At 44.7% G+C, this 19,900-nt stretch carries 16 protein-coding genes; 5 read left to right on the plus strand and 11 right to left on the minus strand.

The genetic code is table 11. The features are described 5' to 3' along the window. Nucleotides 1-27 precede the first annotated feature (27 nt). Nucleotides 28-1,062, plus strand: coding sequence for an NADP(H)-dependent aldo-keto reductase (locus ACHUFZ_RS15355; protein WP_394127831.1), 1,035 nt, complete (start codon nucleotides 28-30; stop codon nucleotides 1,060-1,062). Nucleotides 1,063-1,130: 68 nt separating this feature from the next. Here the strand turns inward: ACHUFZ_RS15355 and ACHUFZ_RS15360 are convergent, their stop codons facing one another. The 5 genes from ACHUFZ_RS15360 to brnQ form a co-directional block, all read right to left on the minus strand. Next, a complete protein-coding gene (locus ACHUFZ_RS15360; RefSeq protein WP_394127832.1) occupies nucleotides 1,131-1,382 on the minus strand; it encodes a DUF1127 domain-containing protein in 252 nt (83 codons plus the stop codon). A gap of 500 nt (nucleotides 1,383-1,882) precedes the next feature. Then, complete coding sequence (vpsR, locus tag ACHUFZ_RS15365) at nucleotides 1,883-3,217, minus strand: cyclic-di-GMP-binding transcriptional regulator VpsR (protein WP_134835998.1); 1,335 nt, start codon at nucleotides 3,215-3,217, stop codon at nucleotides 1,883-1,885. Between the two features lie 283 nt (nucleotides 3,218-3,500). After that, the gene (gene lysS / locus ACHUFZ_RS15370; protein ID WP_394127833.1) at nucleotides 3,501-5,033 is read right to left on the minus strand and encodes a lysine--tRNA ligase; all 1,533 of its coding nucleotides are present in this window, start codon (nucleotides 5,031-5,033) and stop codon (nucleotides 3,501-3,503) included. A 52-nt stretch (nucleotides 5,034-5,085) separates the two neighbouring features. Beyond that, a protein-coding gene (prfB, locus tag ACHUFZ_RS15375) for a peptide chain release factor 2 (RefSeq protein ID WP_394127834.1) occupies nucleotides 5,086-6,184 on the minus strand; the annotation gives its coding sequence in 2 pieces (ribosomal slippage) (nucleotides 5,086-6,108 and nucleotides 6,110-6,184; 1,098 coding nt in all). A 162-nt stretch (nucleotides 6,185-6,346) separates the two neighbouring features. Next, the gene (gene brnQ, locus ACHUFZ_RS15380) at nucleotides 6,347-7,660 is read right to left on the minus strand and encodes a branched-chain amino acid transport system II carrier protein (RefSeq protein ID WP_394127835.1); all 1,314 of its coding nucleotides are present in this window, start codon (nucleotides 7,658-7,660) and stop codon (nucleotides 6,347-6,349) included. A 377-nt stretch (nucleotides 7,661-8,037) separates the two neighbouring features. Between brnQ and ACHUFZ_RS15385 the strand changes: the two genes are divergently transcribed. Beyond that, nucleotides 8,038-8,685 carry a tRNA1(Val) (adenine(37)-N6)-methyltransferase gene (locus ACHUFZ_RS15385; protein WP_394127836.1) on the plus strand — a complete coding sequence of 216 codons (648 nt, stop codon included), beginning with the start codon at nucleotides 8,038-8,040 and terminating at the stop codon, nucleotides 8,683-8,685. A 90-nt stretch (nucleotides 8,686-8,775) separates the two neighbouring features. Continuing rightward, nucleotides 8,776-10,014, plus strand: coding sequence for an ATP-dependent RNA helicase SrmB (gene srmB / locus ACHUFZ_RS15390; RefSeq protein WP_394127837.1), 1,239 nt, complete (start codon nucleotides 8,776-8,778; stop codon nucleotides 10,012-10,014). A gap of 363 nt (nucleotides 10,015-10,377) precedes the next feature. Here srmB and prfC read toward each other — a convergent pair whose 3' ends face one another. Next, the gene (gene prfC / locus ACHUFZ_RS15395) at nucleotides 10,378-11,967 is read right to left on the minus strand and encodes a peptide chain release factor 3 (RefSeq protein WP_394127838.1); all 1,590 of its coding nucleotides are present in this window, start codon (nucleotides 11,965-11,967) and stop codon (nucleotides 10,378-10,380) included. Between the two features lie 216 nt (nucleotides 11,968-12,183). Between prfC and ACHUFZ_RS15400 the strand changes: the two genes are divergently transcribed. Next, on the plus strand, nucleotides 12,184-14,235 hold the full coding sequence (locus ACHUFZ_RS15400; protein ID WP_394127839.1) for a putative bifunctional diguanylate cyclase/phosphodiesterase: 2,052 nt from the start codon (nucleotides 12,184-12,186) through the stop codon (nucleotides 14,233-14,235). Between the two features lies 1 nt (nucleotide 14,236). On the opposite strand, the gene rimI is transcribed toward ACHUFZ_RS15400, so the two are convergent. Continuing rightward, nucleotides 14,237-14,683, minus strand: coding sequence for a ribosomal protein S18-alanine N-acetyltransferase (gene rimI / locus ACHUFZ_RS15405; RefSeq protein ID WP_134836005.1), 447 nt, complete (start codon nucleotides 14,681-14,683; stop codon nucleotides 14,237-14,239). Further along, entirely contained in the window at nucleotides 14,680-15,081 is a 402-nt protein-coding gene (locus ACHUFZ_RS15410) for a DNA polymerase III subunit psi (protein WP_394127840.1), read from the minus strand. Before ACHUFZ_RS15410 ends, rimI begins: the two co-directional genes overlap by 4 nt. A 55-nt stretch (nucleotides 15,082-15,136) precedes the next feature. Between ACHUFZ_RS15410 and ACHUFZ_RS15415 the strand changes: the two genes are divergently transcribed. Beyond that, the gene (locus ACHUFZ_RS15415; protein ID WP_394127841.1) at nucleotides 15,137-15,580 is read left to right on the plus strand and encodes a hypothetical protein; all 444 of its coding nucleotides are present in this window, start codon (nucleotides 15,137-15,139) and stop codon (nucleotides 15,578-15,580) included. A gap of 61 nt (nucleotides 15,581-15,641) precedes the next feature. On the opposite strand, the gene glmM is transcribed toward ACHUFZ_RS15415, so the two are convergent. From glmM to ftsH, 3 genes are read right to left on the minus strand one after another with little or no spacing between them, the layout of a single operon-like run. Next, on the minus strand, nucleotides 15,642-16,982 hold the full coding sequence (gene glmM, locus ACHUFZ_RS15420) for a phosphoglucosamine mutase (RefSeq protein ID WP_394127842.1): 1,341 nt from the start codon (nucleotides 16,980-16,982) through the stop codon (nucleotides 15,642-15,644). A 26-nt stretch (nucleotides 16,983-17,008) separates the two neighbouring features. Next, the gene (gene folP / locus ACHUFZ_RS15425) at nucleotides 17,009-17,839 is read right to left on the minus strand and encodes a dihydropteroate synthase (protein WP_394127843.1); all 831 of its coding nucleotides are present in this window, start codon (nucleotides 17,837-17,839) and stop codon (nucleotides 17,009-17,011) included. 51 nt (nucleotides 17,840-17,890) lie between these two features. Beyond that, nucleotides 17,891-19,855: an ATP-dependent zinc metalloprotease FtsH gene (gene ftsH, locus ACHUFZ_RS15430; RefSeq protein WP_394127844.1), complete on the minus strand. Its 1,965-nt coding sequence runs from the start codon at nucleotides 19,853-19,855 to the stop codon at nucleotides 17,891-17,893. Between the last annotated feature and the right edge of the window lie 45 nt (nucleotides 19,856-19,900).

The following is a 19,900-nucleotide window of genomic DNA, read 5'->3' on the forward strand; positions in this document are numbered from 1 at the left end:
CTTCAAAAGCCATAACAAGGAAGATCGATGCAATACAATAAGTTACCTCACTCGACTCTTGAGCTAAGTAAGATCTGTCTTGGCACGATGACGTTTGGTGAGCAAAACACAGAGCAAGAAGCTTTTAGCCAACTCGATTATGCCCTTGAGCGTGGTGTAAATTTCATTGATACCGCGGAAATGTATCCGGTTCCACCAAAGGCGACCACGCAAGGATTGACCGAGCAATATATCGGTAATTGGTTAGCAAAATCAGGCAAGCGTGAGAAAGTGGTCCTCGCAACGAAAGTAGCTGGTCCACGTAATGTGCCGTATATCCGAGATAACATGAGCTTGGATAGGAAGAATATCCACTTAGCCATTGATGACAGCCTTAAACGCTTACAGACCGACTATGTCGACTTATATCAATTGCACTGGCCTCAACGTCAAACCAACTGCTTTGGTCAACTCAATTACCCTTACCCAGACTCACAAGAAGAAGTGACGCTAATCGAAACTTTGGAAGCGCTCGCTGAGCTTATCAAAGCGGGGAAAGTTCGCTATATCGGCGTGTCTAATGAAACGCCTTGGGGCTTAATGACCTTATTGCGCCTCGCAGAAAAGCATGAGTTACCTAGAATTGTCTCAATTCAAAACCCATACAATTTGCTCAATCGCAGCTTCGAAGTCGGGTTATCTGAAATTAGCCACTATGAAGGGGTTCAACTGTTAGCCTACTCCCCGCTGGCGTTTGGCTGCCTAAGTGGTAAATACTTAGATGGGGCTCGCCCTGAAGGTGCTCGCTGCTCTTTGTTTGAACGCTTCGTACGTTATTTTACGCCCCAAGGCATTCAAGCTACACAAGCCTATGTTGATTTAGCAAGAGAGCATGGCTTAGATCCCGCTCAAATGGCGCTAGCGTTTGTCAATCAAAGGCCGTTTGTCGCATCCAACATCATTGGAGCGACAAACCTTGAACAACTTAAATCAAATATTGATAGTTTAGATGTCGTATTAACGGATGAGCTGCTTCAAGGGATTCAAGAGATTGGGACGACTTACTCCAACCCTTGCCCATAAACTGTCTAACTAATCGTAGGCAGTAATTGAGTTAGTTCGGGGCAGGTGAAGCAACCTGCCCCTTTTCGTTACGTCAGTATTCGCGCACTGAGTACACGACGAAGATGGCGGATACGACGCTCGGCTTTAACGCTATCAGGCTCGCTGAAACCGATTGGACGACCATCTTGTTCAAGGCCAATATCTTTTAGCAAGTGTGGATTGTTCCATGGAATATCGTACGTGCTGCGACGTAGTTTACGCTTCCATTCGCGTTCTTCACGTTTAAGATCTGCCTTTACTAAGACGGTGGCTAGCTTTAGATATACAGAATGACTCATGAGTTTTCTCCAGTTGAGTAAATGCTGGGGAAAGATCAACGAATCTAGAAAGATTGATTTTTAATTCGCTGCCTTTCCGCAGCCAATTAAAATTAAGAGGGTACGGATTAATTACACTAAATTACCTAGTTTTCGATCGGCCATAACAGAGGTGTGCTTATTGGTACCCATTGCAGGAATGGTTTGATCGACAGACGCACGGATAAATGAGTTAACAGTGATATGTTTCATTGTGCGCCTCCTAGCTAATGTATTAATCCAAAAATAATTCGATGGGTATGAGCCCGAGCTCATGGTTAAATTCTAAGCATCAGAGGTGATATTTCAACCACTTTATTGCATAAAATTCCAAAACAATTTTTTTACCTAGAATTAACCTTTTCGATGTTTTGGATATAAGATATTCAGCTAAGGAATATCCAACCCCCGACAGATAATCTTGATTTTATAAAAAAGCCGCGCAAGATATGGCGCGGCTTTTTTATCGACAAATCAATCAGCTAGGCTGGTATATCTGAGATAAGGTTATGTTTGTTTAACAAACGATACATTGTTGCACGCGAAACCCCCAACTCTTTGGCCGCCATCGACACTTGACCTGAATGAGACTCTAACACCAACAGCAGTGCATCTCTTTCACTACGCTCACGAATGCTCTTCAAACTGCGGCGACTATCGCTGCGTTTCGGTAAATCAAGATTCACCTCATCAAGCATCACGGTATCTGACATCAATACTACTCGCTTAATTTGGTTCATCAATTCACGGACGTTACCAGGCCAATGATAGCGTGTCAGTGCACGTGCCGCTTCTTCAGTGAAGCTACGTGCTTGAGCGTTATACTCTTTGGAATATTCCTGTAAGAAATGGCGCGCTAAGATAACGATGTCCCCTGCTCGCTCTTTCAAACTCGGGACGTTAATTCTCAGCACATTGATATAGTGATAAAGCTCTTCATTGAAATCACCATCGATTAGGGCTTTTTCAATGTCTGCCGAGTTAGCAGCGAGCACGCGTACATCCACTTCTTTACGACCTGATGCAGTATCCACCGTGCCCTCTTGTAAGAAGCGCAATAAATTAAACTGCTGAGATTTAGGTAAGGTAAGAATATCATTGAGCAGAATCGTACCACCGTGCGCTTTTTCTAGGATTGACGGTTCTGACGCGTCTTCACGGTTAATACCAAATAAGTCACTCTCAATACGTCGCTCAGACATCGCGCGACAGTTAACCGAGATAAACTCTTTATTTGCCCGGGCAGAGGTACGATGAACGGCGCGAGCAACTGTTTCTTTACCTGTGCCACTCTCACCATAAATAAGAATGCTGACATCAGTAGGCCCAATACGCTTGATTTGGTCACGCAGACGCTTAACAGGCATCGAATCACCGATTAGCCCCATATCACTTTGATTGCCATAGTGAGGCCACACTTTTTTCTCTAGCTTAAGCATACCAAGCTGGTGACCAATGGTGCTTAATAACTGCGCATCAGGAATTGGCGCAGTGAAAAAGTCGATACAAAAGTTAACGATAAACTGGCAGATAGTATCTGAGCTCAGTTGCGACTCACGAATAAAGGCTAACCATCGAACCTGCTTATGTTTGCTCACCAAGTTAGCAATTCCGTTTAAGCTAAACTCGTCGTGGCTCAAATCCACAATGCCGATACAAGGACCCGTTTCAGTAAACAGTTCATCCGCTTTACGTAAATCACCGCACTGAGTACATCTCCAACCAACTTGCTCTAAGACTGAAAGCCAGGGCTCATAGGTTCCTCCAACTACAACCAAAGAGCCTGGAACGGAATCCATCCGGAATTGACTACCCATGAAGCTAGTTCCTTATTATTGATAACGTAAATAATGTGCACACAAAAGCGCATAACAACTTATGTGGTTACATTATAGAGACTCGACCAGAGAATCTGTCTCAATAATAAGACTAGTGGTTGAATCGGCCTTTTTCCATACATAGTGAGAGTGGTCTCAAAGAAATTTGCGGCTTTATTTTGGTTTTCAGTAGGTTACAGGATGATATTTTGCTAGGGTATCATTTCTTAGACAATAAAAAAGCCATCCGAAGATGGCTTTTTTGAATCGTCTATCTCAGCACTTACGCTTGTGGGCGCATCGCTGGGAATAGGATCACGTCACGGATAGTGTGCGTGTTTGTGAATAGCATCGCTAAGCGGTCAATACCAATACCTTGACCCGCCGTTGGCGGTAAGCCGTGTTCTAGTGCAGTAATGTAGTCTGCATCGTAGTACATTGCTTCATCATCACCCGCATCTTTTGCGTTCACTTGCGCTTTGAAACGCTCATCTTGGTCTTGTGCATCGTTAAGCTCTGAGAAGCCGTTTGCAACTTCACGACCACCGATAAAGAACTCAAAACGGTCAGTAAAGAACGGGTTGTCATCGCTACGGCGAGCCAGTGGAGAGATATCCGCTGGGTAGCCTGTGATGAAAGTTGGTTGAATTAGCTGAGGCTCAGCTGTTTCACCAAAGATCTCTTCAAGAAGCTGGCCACATGTCCAGAAAGACTCAACTTCAACATGTACAGATTTAGCAATTGCTACCATCTTGTCGCGGTCTTGTAGATCGGCTTCTGTAAGCGCTTGAATTTCAGCGTGCTCAGGGTTGTACTGCTTGATTGCATCAAACATGCTTAGACGCGCGTACTTACCACCAAACTCTACCGTCTCATCACCGTAAGGCATAGATGTTGAACCAAGAACATCCATTGCTACTGTGCTTAGCATCTCTTCAGTCAGATCCATTAGATCTTTGTAATCAGAGTACGCTTGGTAGAATTCCATCATAGTGAATTCTGGGTTATGACGTGGTGATAGACCTTCGTTACGGAAGTTACGGTTGATCTCGAATACACGGTCAAAACCACCTACAACTAGACGCTTCAAGTAAAGCTCTGGAGCAACACGTAGGTACATGTCGATATCTAGTGCATTGTGGTGTGTGATAAATGGACGAGCCGTTGCACCACCTGGGATCACGTGCATCATTGGCGTTTCAACTTCTAGGTAGCCTTTTGAGCTCATGAAGTTACGAATAGCCGATACAAGCTTAGAGCGAATGATGAATGCTTCACGCGAATCTTGGTTCACGATTAGGTCAACGTAACGCTGACGGTAGCGCATCTCTTGGTCAGTTAGACCGTGGAACTTCTCTGGAAGTGGACGAAGTGCTTTAGTTAGCAACTCGTAAGATTCCATGTTCACGTAAAGATCGCCTTTACCTGACTTATGAAGTGCACCTTTAACACCGATGATGTCACCGATATCTAGACCTTGGTACTTTTCTTTCAGCTCTTTTTGTACATCTTTCGCTGCGTACGCTTGGATACGACCCGATGTTTCTTGAATCGCAAGGAAAGGACCACGCTTAGCCATTACACGACCTGCAATTGCAACTACATGATTTAGCTCTTCCAGCTCTTCCTTAGTCTTTTCACCGAACTCTTTTTGAAGGTCGCCCGCTAGTGCGTCACGACGGAAGTCATTTGGGTGACCATTTGCTTTGCAGCTCTGACGGATATGATCCAGTTTAGCGCGGCGCTCAGCAATTAGCTTGTTCTCTTCAGGGAGAGAGCCTTCTTGTACGTTTTCGTTTTGAACAGCATCAGTCATTTTCGATGTATCCTGTCTTGCTATATGAAAAATAGTTTTTTCGGTGAAAAGCTTAAAGACCTGATTTCAGGCTAGCTTCAATAAATTTGTCTAGATCGCCGTCAAGAACCGCTTGAGTATTGCGGTTTTCAACGCCAGTACGTAAATCTTTAATACGTGAGTCATCCAGAACGTAAGAACGAATCTGGCTACCCCAACCGATATCAGACTTCGCATCTTCATTGGCTTGCTTCTCAGCATTTTGCTTTTGAATCTCTAATTCAAATAACTTGGCGCGAAGCTGCTTCATCGCTTGGTCTTTGTTCTTATGCTGAGAACGGTCATTCTGACACTGAACCACAGTATTGGTTGGTACGTGAGTAATACGCACCGCAGATTCAGTGGTGTTTACGTGCTGACCACCCGCGCCAGATGCGCGGTAAACATCAATACGAAGATCCGAAGGGTTAATGTCGATCTGAATGTTGTCATCAATCTCTGGGTATATAAACGCAGAAGCAAACGACGTATGGCGACGACCACTAGAATCGAATGGAGACTTACGAACAAGGCGGTGAACACCGGTCTCAGTACGTAACCAACCGTAAGCGTACTCACCAGAGATCTTGACTGTCGCGCCTTTAAGGCCAGCAACTTCACCTTCTGATACTTCGATAACCTCGGTCTTAAAGCCTTTCGCTTCAGCCCAACGTAGGTACATACGTAACATCATTGATGTCCAGTCTTGCGCTTCTGTACCACCAGAACCAGACTGCAAGTCAATGTAGCAATCCGATGAGTCATGGTCGCCAGAGAACATACGACGGAATTCAAGCTTCTCGAGTTTCGCTTCAAGTTCAGCCAATTCTGGTTCGATCTCGTCAAACGTCTCTTGATCTTCTTCTTCAACAGCAAGCTCTAAAAGACCTTCAACGTCTTCGACACCTTGCTCAAGTTGATCAATCGTTTCAACAACCGCTTCCAATGAAGAACGTTCTTTACCTAGCGCTTGCGCACGCTCAGGCTCGTTCCATACATCCGGCTGTTCTAGTTCTGCGTTGACTTCTTCTAGACGCTCTTGCTTAGCGTCATAGTCAAAGGTACCCCCTCAGGACATCAGTGCGCTCAGACACGTCCTTTAGGCGGTTTTTAATAGGATTGATTTCAAACATGTTTGCTCAACATTTATGAGTAGAATTTAACCGAAGAATTGTACTCAAAAGTGTGACGAAGATACAGGAATTTTTTATTGGCGAGTAAAAATCTACCGATATAAAAAATCCCCTGCCACGCCTTACGTGACAGGGGATCAATGATTCAGGTTTACTGAGTTATTATGCAGTTTCTTCTGCGATTGCAGCTTGTTCTGCTTTGCCGACGAACATCATCGCAATCATCGCTACAACGGTCGGTAACAACCAACCCATACCGATATTAAATAGCGGCAGCATGTTGAATGCAGACACGTCAACGCCAGCAACTTTAGCTGCATCAATCAAAGCAAACATTAAAGACACTAGGATCACTATGCGGTATGCCGCTTTAGGGTTTGGTAGTTTCTTACGTAAGAAGGTCAATGCCACTAGCGCAATAGCCACCGGATATAAAGCAAATAATGCCGGCACAGATAAAGCAATCAATTGAGACAGCCCTACATTAGCGACGGTTGCACACGCGATACCATTGATGATCACCCAGCCTTTATAAGAAATAGGAGTCAACGAGCTAAAGAAATCAGAGCAAGCAGAGATAAGGCCAATCGCCGTCGTTAAACAAGCAAGTAGCACGATAATAGACAAAGCAAACTGACCATATGGACCAAAAAGAGACTGAACATATAGGCTAAGGATCACACCACCATTGTCTGCACCTGATGCAACAGCCGCACTGGTTGCACCCAAGTAAAACAATGCTACATAAACAACTGTCAGACCAACGGCTGCAATACACGCAGCGCTAATTAAATACTTAGACGTTGCTTTTTGCTCAGTAATACCTTTGCGTTTTAAAGCATCAACCATTAATGCGCCGAACATCAATGAAGCAAAAGTATCCATCGTGTTGTAACCTTCAAGGAAACCTTTCTGCAGTGGATGAGTTAAGTACTCTCCATGAGCAGCGACAATTTCACCTTGAGGGTCAATAAATACGGCAACTGCAAGTGTAATTAGTCCCAGGCAAAGAACAGGAGTTAGCACCTTACCGATGACATCGATAAGCTTGCCTTGAGACCACGAGAAAGACATTGCTACAGCAAAAAACAGTATAGAAAAGATGGTCAAATGCGATTGTGTAGCCTCGACAAAAAATGGTTTGATTGCCATCTCATAAGCCGCTAACCCAGTTCTTGGAGCTGCAAAAGCAGGGCCAATAATAATAAATATCAGTATCGCGATGGTCATAGCCGCACGTTTCGGCAGGTCTTTAGTCAAGTGATCCCAAGAGCCACCAGAAACTGCAATAGCAACGATGGTAATTAGAGGAAGACCTACCGCAGTTAAAAGGAAACCTGCCATCGCCGGCAATAAATTCTCACCAGCAAGCTGACCAGCCAATGGAGGGAATATGATGTTACCTGCACCTAAAAAGAATGCGAAAAGCATAAAGCCTACCGCAATAATATCTGTTAATTTTAAAGTCTGATTCACTGTAGACCCTTTCATTATTATTTAATCGATGTTGTGTTTGTTGAGCAGTACAAATAGATGTCCACTCTATAAAATTTAGGCGCGCATAATGACGAAATCCTGATTCAGTAGCAAGTCATCGACTGAAAACGCCATATAAATTCAAAATATCGTCACAAATGCAGCATATATCACTACACCAATAAAAATAACCAGGTCAATTAACTAATCAATAAGCACTACAAATAGAAAACAATCAGAACAAAAATCCAAACAATTAATTAACAACAGATCATTTAACTTAAAAATCAAACATTGACCGATAAACATAATTTTTTATGAAAAAGACAAAAAGTTTTGAATTTAAACAATTTAGCATCTCGGGAGGATACTCGGGGATGCCTGTCAGCACCGACGGAGTGCTGTTGGGTGCTTGGACTAAACTGGAGAACCCTAAAACCTTACTCGATATAGGTACTGGTACTGGACTACTGAGTCTAATGAGTGCCCAACGTAACCTATCTTTAAGCATTGAGGCGATTGAGATCGAAAATCATGCTGTGGAAGCGGCGAAATACAATTTTACCCATTCTCCTTGGCATAATCGTATCGAGCTTCACTGTGGAGATGTGCTGACCCACTCATTCCCTAACAAGTTTGATTGCATTATCTGCAACCCTCCTTACTTTAATAGCGGAGAACAAGCGCAAAATATCAGCCGAGCAACCGCGAGACACACTACTAGCTTAAGCCATCAAGACTTACTCAAACGCTGCTGGGATCTATTAACCGCTCAAGGCTACGCTAGCTTTGTGCTGCCTAAAGTAGAAGGGGATATATTTATTGCTCTCGCCGAGCAGCAAGGGTGGTCACTACAACGCCTTTGCCAAGTTAAACCAACTGAGCACAAAGAGGTATCTAGGCTACTGATTCAATTAGGTAAAGTACCCATCCCTGTGGTTCACTCAGCATTAACCATTCATGAGAATGACGGCTATAGCAGTGACTTTGTTCAGCTAACAAAGGCGTTTTATCTAAAGATGTAGAAAATAAGGTGTGATCCTTATCACCGAACACTCTATAATACGACCCCTTAAATTTAATGCTCACACCAACTCGCTTGTGGAGACCTTATAGTGATCAGAAATTTCGCTGAATTGGAGCTAGACTCTAACCTACTCCTCGCCATTGAAGAAATGGGTTATGACCGCCCAACACAAATTCAGGCTGAAGCCATTCCGCAAGCGTTAGATGGCCGAGACATCTTGGCTTCTGCCCCAACAGGGACAGGTAAAACAGCCGCATTTGCATTACCTGCACTGCAATATTTGCAAGATTTTCCTCGTCGTAAGCCGGGACCTGCTCGTGTGCTAATTTTAACGCCAACACGTGAGTTAGCGATGCAGGTTGCAGACCAAGCACGTGCACTAGCGAAGCATACTAAGCTCAATATCTTTACTATCACTGGTGGTGTTCAGTACCAAGAGCATGCAGATATCTTAGGTAAAACCCAAGATATCGTGGTAGCAACACCTGGCCGTTTGATGGAATACATCAACGCAGAGCGTTTTGACTGTCGTGCGATTGAATGGCTGATCCTTGATGAAGCCGATCGCATGCTAGATATGGGGTTTGGCCCAACGGTTGATCGCCTTTCTACAGAATGTCGCTGGCGTAAACAGACGCTACTCTTTTCTGCAACGCTTGAAGGTAAAGGTGTTGAGGGCTTCACAGCCGACCTACTAAAAGAGCCTGCAGAAATTGACGCTGAACCATCTCGTCGTGAGCGTAAGAAAATCGCACAGTGGTACCACCGTGCTGATGACATGAACCATAAACTTGAGCTGCTTAAAAAGATCATCACTGATCAAGCTGAGCGCTCAATTGTGTTCTTAAAAACTCGTGAGCGTCTTGGTGAGCTTCGCGCTGAACTGGAAAAAGCGCAAATTCCGTGTGCTTGGATTCAAGGTGAAATGCCACAAGATCGTCGTAACAACGCCATCGCCCGTTTCCGTGACGGTACAGTAAACGTATTACTGGCAACCGACGTTGCAGCGCGTGGTATCGACCTTCCTGACGTAAGCCATGTAATCAACTACGACATGCCTCGTAGTGCAGACGTTTACCTGCACCGAATTGGCCGTACTGCTCGTGCTGGTAAAAAAGGTAATGCGGTATCTCTTGTTGAAGCGCACGACCAACCAATGCTAGACCGCGTTGCTCGCTACGTAAAAGAAGAGATCAAAGAGCGCTTTATCAAAGAGATGCGCCCTAAACACAAAAAACCTGTGTTTAAGAAAAAGAACAAGAAAAAAGACGACAAGAAGAAAACTGCCGCTAAAGGTAAGAAGAAAGTCGCTACGAAGAAAAAGTAATCTTTTGATTTAAATAATATTAGTAAGGGTTGATGTGAAAGCGTCAACCCTTTCTTTTTTCCGTCATCCTCAAGAGTGAGGTACGAACGAGTTGGGGATCTCATCAAAGCTACGACGCGCTTTGAGAGATTCCTTACTCACTCCTTCGTCGCTCTAAGGAATGACATACTCTGCTTTTACCAGATAAAAAAATACCGCCTTAATCAGGCGGTATTTTTTATAGCTTAGATTATCTAAAGATCTTCTAAGTAGTTGGGGTTAGAACAAGGCAACAAGCAAATTCATCCCCATGAGCATAGTCCGCTATGTGATTGGGGTGAATTTGCGAAGTTAACGCAGTTATCCCCCCAAATACGACGAAGATTAGTGTTCGCGAGTCGCTCGGAACTCCACATCTGGAAAACGCTCTTTCGCCAGATTCAAATTCACCATAGTTGGTGCGATGTACGTCAGGTTGTCACCACCATCCAGTGCTAGGTTGGTTTGGTTCTTACGCTGGAAGTCATCTAGCTTCTTACCGTCTGAACACTCCACCCAACGTGCTGTCGCAACGTTAACACCTTCATAGATAGCTTCTACGTTGTATTCTGCTTTTAGACGCGCAACAACCACATCAAACTGAAGCACACCTACCGCACCTACGATAAGGTCGTTATTTTGTAGTGGACGGAATACTTGCACTGCACCTTCTTCAGAAAGCTGAACTAGACCTTTTAGTAGTTGCTTCTGCTTCAATGGATCTTTTAGTCGGATGCGTCGGAACAGTTCAGGAGCAAAGTTGGGAATACCAGAGAACTTCAGTGCTTCACCTTGAGTAAAAGTATCACCAATCTGAATCGTACCGTGGTTATGCAGACCAATGATATCACCTGCGTAAGCATTCTCAGCGCGAGAACGATCGCCTGCCATAAAGGTTACCGCATCAGAAATACTGACGTTTTTACCGGTACGCACGTGGTTCATTTTCATGCCCTGGGTGTAAGTACCTGATACGATACGCATGAATGCAATACGGTCACGGTGTTTAGGATCCATGTTTGCTTGGATCTTAAATACAAAGCCTGAAAACTTATCTTCTGTTGCTTCAACGTCACGCTCTACCGCTTGACGCGCTTTCGGTGCTGGCGCCCACTTAGTTAGGCCATCAAGCATATGGTCAACACCAAAGTTACCTAATGCGGTACCAAAGTATACAGGCGTAAGTTCACCCGCTAAGAAAAGCTCTTGGTCAAACTCAGGACATGCACCCATTACGAGCTCAAGCTCTTCACGCACGCTTTCCGCTAGATCAGCTCCAACTTTTTCATCAAGCTCTGGGTTATCGAGACCTTTGATGATGCGTACTTCTTGGATTTCATGACCGTGGCCAGATTCGTACAAAATCGTTTCATCACGGTGAATGTGGTAAACACCTTTAAACTCTTTACCACAACCGATAGGCCATGAAATTGGCGCACACGCCATGCCAAGTTCACTTTCTACTTCGTCAAGCACTTCCATTGGATCACGTACATCACGGTCCAATTTGTTCATGAAGGTCACGATTGGAGTATCACGTAAGCGCGTTACTTCCATTAGTTTACGGGTACGGTCTTCGACACCTTTCGCCGCATCGATAACCATTAGACATGAGTCTACCGCTGTCAGTGTACGGTAAGTATCTTCCGAGAAGTCTTCGTGTCCTGGAGTATCGAGTAGGTTTACTAGACAATCATTGTAAGGGAACTGCATTACAGAGGTTGTCACCGAGATACCACGCTCTTTCTCCATCTCCATCCAGTCAGATTTCGCATGTTGAGCAGAGCCACGACCTTTTACTGTACCTGCTTTTTGGATTGCGTTTCCGAATAACAGTACTTTTTCTGTAATAGTGGTTTTACCCGCATCTGGGTGCGAGATGATAGCGAAAGTTCTACGTTTAGAAACTTCGCCAAGAAAAGGTGTATTTGACATGAAAGGGTTCTTCTTCTGTCTATGAGCTATATCGAGCGAGTCACAACTCTAGCTCTAGCGGTTCGATTCAATTTTGCGCGGTATTTTCGCTTATATTCACTTAAGGGGCAACTTCATCAATGAAAATGACGCAAAAAGAGTTTCTATCCTGCTACAAATTAAAATATCAATAAATATGGACTATAACTAAAGAAGTAGAAGGAACTTATCTCAACTATGCCAGAAAACAAAAAAATTAACTCACTCGCTTTTAGACAAGCTAAAACAGTTTTCCTCGTATCGGTCATTTTAGGGATCTGCTTTAGCTTCTATCATATTCTGGTGGATCTCCATCAGGAGCAAAAGCGCATTGAAGAACACTATCAATTTAAGCTACTACAGAACTACTCTAACGCTAGCCAAGCCGCCTATCACTTAAACCAACTGCTCGCAGAGCAAGTCGCATCAAGCTTGATGATGGATAATGCGATTTACCAAGTGCAAATTATTGATGACTTTGGTGACACCTTGACCGAGCGAGAAAAAAACATTTCTCAGCAAAGCGACTTTACTGAAGCACTTTCACGCTATTTAACGCCCACTACACCGATTTATAGGACCGACCTGCATCAGCCTAATTCTCATGTCGTAGTCGGTACCTTACGCTTTTCGGTGAACGGCGCTTATATCGCCAAAGATTTTATCGCTAAGACAACCCAGATTCTGCTGTTTGATCTGTTCCGAAATATCCTGCTGACATCGATCTTATTGATGTTCTTTTATCAAAAACTGTCGAAGCCATTAGTGACTCTGATTGACTGGGTGCGTTCTTTGCAGAATAAAAACAGTGTGCTTCCACCTCCGACACAATATCGCGACGACGAACTCGGTCACTTGGCACAAACCTTTCACACCCTGTGGAAAGACAGAGAAGCCGCAGAGGTCAAACTCAATCAGCTTGCTTACTATGACTCCTTAACTGGTCTAGCAAACCGCAGTTTGATGCTACAAATGCTGGAAGAAGCCATTGCTCATGCCAACAAGGACAACCAATCCGGGGCACTCTTTTATCTCGATTTAGACCGCTTTAAAACTATCAATGATTCTCTCGGACATACCATTGGCGATCATCTTATCAAAGCAATTTCAATGCGTGTGGAAGCATGGCTACAAGCGGAATTTACCGCGGCGCGCATCGGTGGTGATGAGTTTGCCATACTTCTTCCCAACACCTCGGTAGATAAAGCTCATGAACTGGCTCAACAGTTACTGGCACTTATTTCCAACCCCTATTCAATTGACGATCACCAACTTTATTGTACCGTCAGTGTCGGTATCGCCGTTTTCCCTTCTGTTGGAGGCACAAATATTGATGTGCTTCGTCAAGCGGACACGGCCCTCTATCGAGCCAAAGTGGCGGGTCGCAACAAGTACATGTTCTATGAACCTGAGATGCAAGCTCAAGTAGAGTCATTCTTGGAAATAGAGAAAGGACTGCATGAAGCGATTAATAAAGGTCAGCTAGAGCTCTACTATCAACCTCAGGTGGATGACAAACACCATATCATTGGTGTGGAGGCTTTAATTCGTTGGAACCACCCAGACAAAGGGCTGTTACCGCCTGGAATCTTCATGCCGATTGCGGAAGAGACCGGACAGATACTGCAAATCGGTAATTGGATTATTGAACAAGCATGCTATCAGTACGCTAATTGGAAAAAATTCGACCAGTTACCCGATACTTTCCGCCGATTAGCGATCAATATCAGCCCTTTGCAGTTTTCCCAAAGCTCGTTTGTAGAACATATCGTCGACTCGATGGCACAGGCAGGCATTAGTGGAGAACATATTGAACTGGAAATTACCGAGAACTTGCTGCTAGAGGATGTGGAAGGGACAGTAAAAAAAATGAAGGAGCTTAAGCAACATAATTTGAAAACCTCTATCGATGACTTCGGTACCGGCTATTCTTCACTACGTTACCTCAAGCACCTGTCTGTCGATGTGTTGAAAATCGATCGTTCATTCGTCACTCAACTTCACTTAGATGAGAGTGATCAAGCAATCGTGGACACCATCATTATGACGGCAAAAAGACTCAACCTAGAAGTGATTGCGGAAGGTGTCGAAGATGCTTATGAACTGCAAGCTCTGAAACAACTGGGCTGTGACCAATTCCAAGGTTACTTATTTGATAAACCTCTTCCAGTAACAGAGCTAACGCATAGATTTGAAAAGAATTTCTACCCAGTAGATGAGCCGACCGTTATTAAAGCCGTGCAGAAATAGTCTAGAAAAAGATATAGCTCATGATAATCGCATCTTCTTTGCCCTTAATCGTAGGGTAATAGTTGATACGTCGATCGACTTCATTAAAGCCTACCGCCTCATACAAGGCTGTCGCGCGAATATTACTTTCTCTTACCTCGAGCCACGCACTGTCTGCTTTCGCCTGCTCACACATGGTTAGAAAGCTCTCAATCAACTGCTTACCATAGCCTTTGCCCTGCTCATTCGGATCAACAGCGATATTAAGTAAAGTGACTTCACCAACAATATTCTGCGCGTAAAAGTAACCCACCACCTTATCATCTTGCACTAAGACATGATGACTAGCGCCGCGACTATTGATGTCTCGAATCAGATTTTCTGACCAAGGATGACTATGCGCTGCGCGCTCGATACGTAACACACTGTCTAAGTGAGCATTATCTAAGGGAAGGATTGAGTTTTTCATTTTTGGTATGAACAAATTTGTTGCCAAAGAGCACGACGTTGCTCGTTGTTTCCATCAATATCGCTGAGCAAAGGAGACGTTAGCATCTGTCCTGAGACTTGCGATGGCGCTTCACAGCCAGCGAACCATATCCATCCAGTAAAAGGCTGAGCCAGCTGAGAGAGCTGCTCTGGGTAAATATGTAACGCCTGTGATAAGTCCAACTTGATACTTTTCAACACCCGTTCAAACATTAAAGCTGTCTCTTTTTTCGGATATTGGGGAGATACCAGCAAAAGTTTACAAGACTCTTGCAATACTATATTTGGCGATTGATAGCCTTGCAGCCTTTCTGGGTGGTTCAGTTGGTAATACTGAATTCCCATTTCTTGTAAATACTGTATCTCGTGGTGTGGCATAAGGCATCGTCACTAAATTAAACGAGGCAATCCTAACATAAAACGCAGAGGTAACATGAAACAAATCATCACAATTTTACTGTCATCACTGGTTCTATTTTTTGCTCCGCACAGTTTCGCCAAAGAGGCCGATGGCTGGGTATTAATCAGCGATAAGGTGGTTAACTATAAAGCTGAAACCGATACTGTTGAGCCTTTGGCCTATATCAGTGAACGAAACTTCAGCAAGTTAAAAATCAAAGTCGTTCAAGGCACAGTAAACCTTAAAGAGCTGGTTGTCACCATGTCAGATGGCAGCACTAAAGAGCTAAAAACAATGGGCACCTTGACTAAAGGTATGTCGACTCGTGCATGGACTTTACCAGGTGATGAAAATGCCAAGTTTAAAAAGCTCGATATGAGTTATGATAGCTGGGGCAGCAACACACTCAGCGCAGTCGGCTTAAGCAAAAAAGCAAAAATTGAAGTATGGGGCAAAAAGCGCACTGAAGAAGAATAACGATTTGCCAATAAAAAAAGCCACCTCGTCAGGTGGCTTCTTTCAATATTAGCGCTTATTGTTAAAAGCTTGCTTTTACTGCATCAGCAATCTTGAGTGCTGAAGCTTGAACAAGTTCACCATCTTGTCCTTCCACCATGACGCGAATCAACGGCTCTGTACCTGATTTACGCAATAGCACTCTACCTTTATCGCCAAGCTCAGCTTCAACTTCTGCCGTCGCTTGTTTTACGGCTTCCGCTTCAAGTGGGTTTGAGTCGCCTTCAAAACGAACGTTTTCTAGCACCTGCGGGTAGAGTGTCATGCCTTGTGATAGGTCATGGAGAGACATATCACTGCCGACAACAGAAGCAAGTACTTGTAGCGCCGCCACAATCGCGTCACCTGTAGTGACTTTGTCTAGTAGAATGACGTGACCCGAGTTCTCTGCACCGATCTTCCAACCTTTCGCCAGCAGTTGCTCCATCACATAACGGTCACCAACAGCGGCACGAACAAATGGAATACCCAACTGCTTAAGGCCGTTTTCCATACCTAGGTTGGTCATCAGTGTACCAACAACACCGCCTTTTAACTCACCGCGACGCAGAGCATCGCGAGCGATAATGTAAGCAATTTGGTCACCATCGATCTTATTACCTAAGTGATCAACCATGATGATTCGGTCGCCATCGCCATCAAAAGCAAGACCAAGAGCAGCACCTTCTTCAACGACACGTTTTTGTAGCGCACGAACATCGGTCGCGCCAACTTCGTGGTTGATATTAGTCCCATTTGGCTCAATACCCATGGCAACCACTTCTGCGCCTAGTTCGCTAAATACCGCAGGAGCGATATGGTAAGTCGCACCATGTGCACAATCGACTACGATTTTTTGACCCGCTAGGCTTAACTCTGTCGGGAAAGTACTCTTACAGAATTCAATGTAACGTCCCGCAGCATCATTAAGTCGAGTCGCTTTACCAAGCAGTGATGACTCGACACATTCAATGTCTTTATCTAGCTCAGCTTCAATCGCTAACTCAATGTCATCTGGTAGTTTAGTACCTTCCGATGAGAAGAACTTGATGCCATTGTCGTAGTAAGGGTTGTGTGATGCAGAGATAACAATGCCAGCTTCAGCACGGAAGGTTTGAGTTAGATAAGCAACAGCAGGCGTTGGCATTGGGCCAGTAAAGGTTGCTTTCAAACCTGCAGCCGCAAGTCCAGCTTCTAACGCTGACTCCAGCATATACCCTGAAATACGGGTATCTTTACCAATGATCACTTTCTTAGTGCCCTGCTTAGCCAGTACGCGGCCTGCTGCCCAACCTAGCTTCAAGACAAAATCAGGAGTAATAGGATATTGACCTACTTTGCCACGGACACCATCGGTACCAAAATAACGTCTCTTGTCTGACATAGTTATTCCTTTATATTTTTTAATTTTCAATGGTTTTCTTTGACCATTGAGACAATTTTCATAGCATCAAGCGTTTGTTCAAAATCATGAACACGAATAATTTGTGCGCCCTTCATCGCGGCAATCGTTGCACAGCTGACACTGGCAGCGACACACTCTGCAGGGGCTTTATCAAGTAACTTAAACAACATCGATTTACGCGACATACCCGCAAGAATTGGCAAGCCAAACTGATGGAAAGCTTCAAGATGAGCAAGCATATGATAGTTATGTTCCAGCGTTTTGCCAAAACCAAAACCGGGGTCGAGAATGAGCTGTTCACGTTGAATGCCAACTTGCTCGCAAGCCTCGATGCGTTCTTGCAAAAACTCCCCGACTTCTTTGACTAAGTCTCCATAGTGCGGGTTCGCTTGCATGGTGCGTGGTTGGCCTTGCATATGCATTAAGCAAATCGGTAGGCTCGCTTGCGCTGCCACCTCTAATGCACCCGGTTCTTGCAATGCACGAACGTCATTAATGATATCAGCTCCAGCCTCGATAGCTTGGCGCATCACCTCTGCTTTGCTGGTATCAATCGAAATCCATACATCACTATGCTGGCGAATAGCCGTGATGACAGGAATCACACGTTGCAGCTCTTCTTCTAACGCAACATCCGGAGCTCCAGGACGCGTCGATTCGCCACCGATATCGATAATAGTCACACCGGCTTCAATCATACGTTTGGCCTGGGTAAGCGCATTATCTAGTGTGTCGAACTTACCGCCATCAGAAAATGAATCAGGAGTAACGTTAAGAATCCCCATCACTTGGGGCTTGGATAAATCGAGAGATTTATTATTGGCTTTCAAGATCATAATAAATGCAAAAACCCCGAGTTTCCCCGGGGTTTGGTCTTAAGCAGTGAATTACTCAGAGTCTTTTTTCTCTGGCGCTTCAGTCGTTGTTTCCTCAGAAGTTACTTTTTCTTCTGCTGGTTTATCCGCTTCCTGCTCTGCAGGTGCTTCTTCAGCTTTCACTTCTGGCTTTTCTTCAGGTTTGTTGGCGTTATCACCCCAACCTGCTGGTTCACGAATGTCGTCTTTACGAGCCATTAGGTCTTCAATCTGACCAGCATCGATCGTTTCGTACTTCATCAACGCATCTTTCATTGCGTGCATGATATCCATGTTCTCTTCAAGGATCTGTTTAGCACGAGAGTAGTTGCGGTCGATGATTTGACGAATCTCTGTGTCGATTAGCTTCGCTGTATCATCAGACATGTGTTTAGTCTGTGTCACGCTGCGGCCTAAGAACACTTCACCTTCTTCTTCTGCGTAAAGAAGAGGACCAAGCTTTTCAGAGAAACCCCACTGAGTCACCATCTTACGAGCAATATCAGTCGCACGTTCAATATCATTTGAAGCGCCTGTTGATACTTTGTCTGCACCGTAGATTAGCTCTTCAGCAAGACGACCACCGTATAGGCTTGAAACCATAGACTCAAGGTGTTGACGAGACATGCTTACGCGATCTTGCTCTGGTAGATACATAGTCACACCCAGCGCACGGCCACGTGGAATGATCGATACCTTGTACACTGGATCGTGTTCTGGCACTAAGCGACCAACAATTGCATGACCGGCTTCGTGGTACGCGGTTGACTCTTTAGTCTCTTCAGACATCACCATAGAACGGCGCTCTGCACCCATCATGATCTTGTCTTTTGCCAGTTCAAACTCAACCATAGAAACGTTGCGCTTGTTACCGCGAGCAGCAAACAACGCCGCTTCGTTAACTAGGTTAGCTAGGTCTGCACCTGAGAAGCCTGGAGTACCACGTGCGATTAGAGATGGCTCTACGTCACCCGATAGAGGAACTTTACGCATGTGTACTTTAAGAATCTGTTCACGACCACGTACATCTGGTAGACCAACCACAACTTGGCGGTCAAAACGGCCCGGACGCAATAGCGCAGGGTCAAGTACGTCAGGACGGTTAGTCGCGGCGATAACGATAATACCTTCGTTACCTTCGAAACCATCCATTTCAACCAGCATTTGGTTTAGTGTTTGTTCACGTTCATCGTGACCACCACCAACACCAGCACCACGCTGGCGACCTACCGCATCGATTTCATCGATGAAGATAATACAAGGTGCCGCTTTCTTCGCCTGTTCGAACATGTCACGCACACGAGATGCACCAACACCAACAAACATTTCAACGAAGTCAGAACCTGAAATAGTAAAGAACGGTACTTTCGCTTCACCTGCAATCGCTTTTGCAAGTAGCGTTTTACCAGTACCAGGAGGACCAACCATCAACACACCCGTTGGAATCTTACCGCCCAGTTTCTGGAAGCGGCTTGGATCACGTAGGTAGTCCACTAGCTCTTTTACATCTTCTTTTGCTTCGTCACAGCCTGCAACATCAGCAAAAGTGGTCTTAATTTGTTCTTCGCTCATCATTCGAGCTTTGCTCTTACCGAAAGACATAGCGCCTTTACCGCCGCCGCCTTGCATTTGACGCATGAAGAAAATCCATACACCAATCAGTAAGATCATAGGGAACCAAGAAATAAAGATAGTACCTAGTAGGCTTTGCTCTTCAGGAGGTGTACCTTGTACTTTCACATTCTGGTTAATTAGGTCATCAAGGAGCTTTTGGTCGTAGACTGGCATGTAAGTAACATAACGCGCGCCGCCGCCACGACGAGTGAAACTAATCTCACCGTCTTTAAAAGTTGCTTCCTGAATCTGGCCTTGGCCAACTTCCTGTACAAACGTGGTGTAATCCACCGCTCTGCCATTGCTCTCTCCAGGGCCAAAGCTCTGGAAAACCGACATCAATACGACAGCGATAACAAGCCACAGAATTAAATTTTTTGCCATGTCACTCAAGGTGTCAGCCTCTCGATAACTAATTGTAATTAAAGG

This window comes from Vibrio hepatarius, assembly GCF_043642085.1.
In the GTDB taxonomy this organism is placed as follows: Bacteria; Pseudomonadota; Gammaproteobacteria; order Enterobacterales; family Vibrionaceae; genus Vibrio; species Vibrio hepatarius_C.

Coding starts and splice junctions, on each gene's coding strand:
- ACHUFZ_RS15355 (WP_394127831.1), top strand. CDS start 28: ATGCAATACAATAAGTTACCTCACTCGACTCTTGAGCTAAGTAAGATC.
- ACHUFZ_RS15360 (WP_394127832.1), bottom strand. CDS start 1,382: ATGAGTCATTCTGTATATCTAAAGCTAGCCACCGTCTTAGTAAAGGCA.
- vpsR (WP_134835998.1), bottom strand. CDS start 3,217: ATGGGTAGTCAATTCCGGATGGATTCCGTTCCAGGCTCTTTGGTTGTA.
- lysS (WP_394127833.1), bottom strand. CDS start 5,033: ATGACTGATGCTGTTCAAAACGAAAACGTACAAGAAGGCTCTCTCCCT.
- ACHUFZ_RS15385 (WP_394127836.1), top strand. CDS start 8,038: ATGCCTGTCAGCACCGACGGAGTGCTGTTGGGTGCTTGGACTAAACTG.
- prfC (WP_394127838.1), bottom strand. CDS start 11,967: ATGTCAAATACACCTTTTCTTGGCGAAGTTTCTAAACGTAGAACTTTC.
- ACHUFZ_RS15400 (WP_394127839.1), top strand. CDS start 12,184: ATGCCAGAAAACAAAAAAATTAACTCACTCGCTTTTAGACAAGCTAAA.
- rimI (WP_134836005.1), bottom strand. CDS start 14,683: ATGAAAAACTCAATCCTTCCCTTAGATAATGCTCACTTAGACAGTGTG.
- ACHUFZ_RS15410 (WP_394127840.1), bottom strand. CDS start 15,081: ATGCCACACCACGAGATACAGTATTTACAAGAAATGGGAATTCAGTAT.
- ACHUFZ_RS15415 (WP_394127841.1), top strand. CDS start 15,137: ATGAAACAAATCATCACAATTTTACTGTCATCACTGGTTCTATTTTTT.
- glmM (WP_394127842.1), bottom strand. CDS start 16,982: ATGTCAGACAAGAGACGTTATTTTGGTACCGATGGTGTCCGTGGCAAA.
- folP (WP_394127843.1), bottom strand. CDS start 17,839: ATGATCTTGAAAGCCAATAATAAATCTCTCGATTTATCCAAGCCCCAA.
- ftsH (WP_394127844.1), bottom strand. CDS start 19,855: ATGGCAAAAAATTTAATTCTGTGGCTTGTTATCGCTGTCGTATTGATG.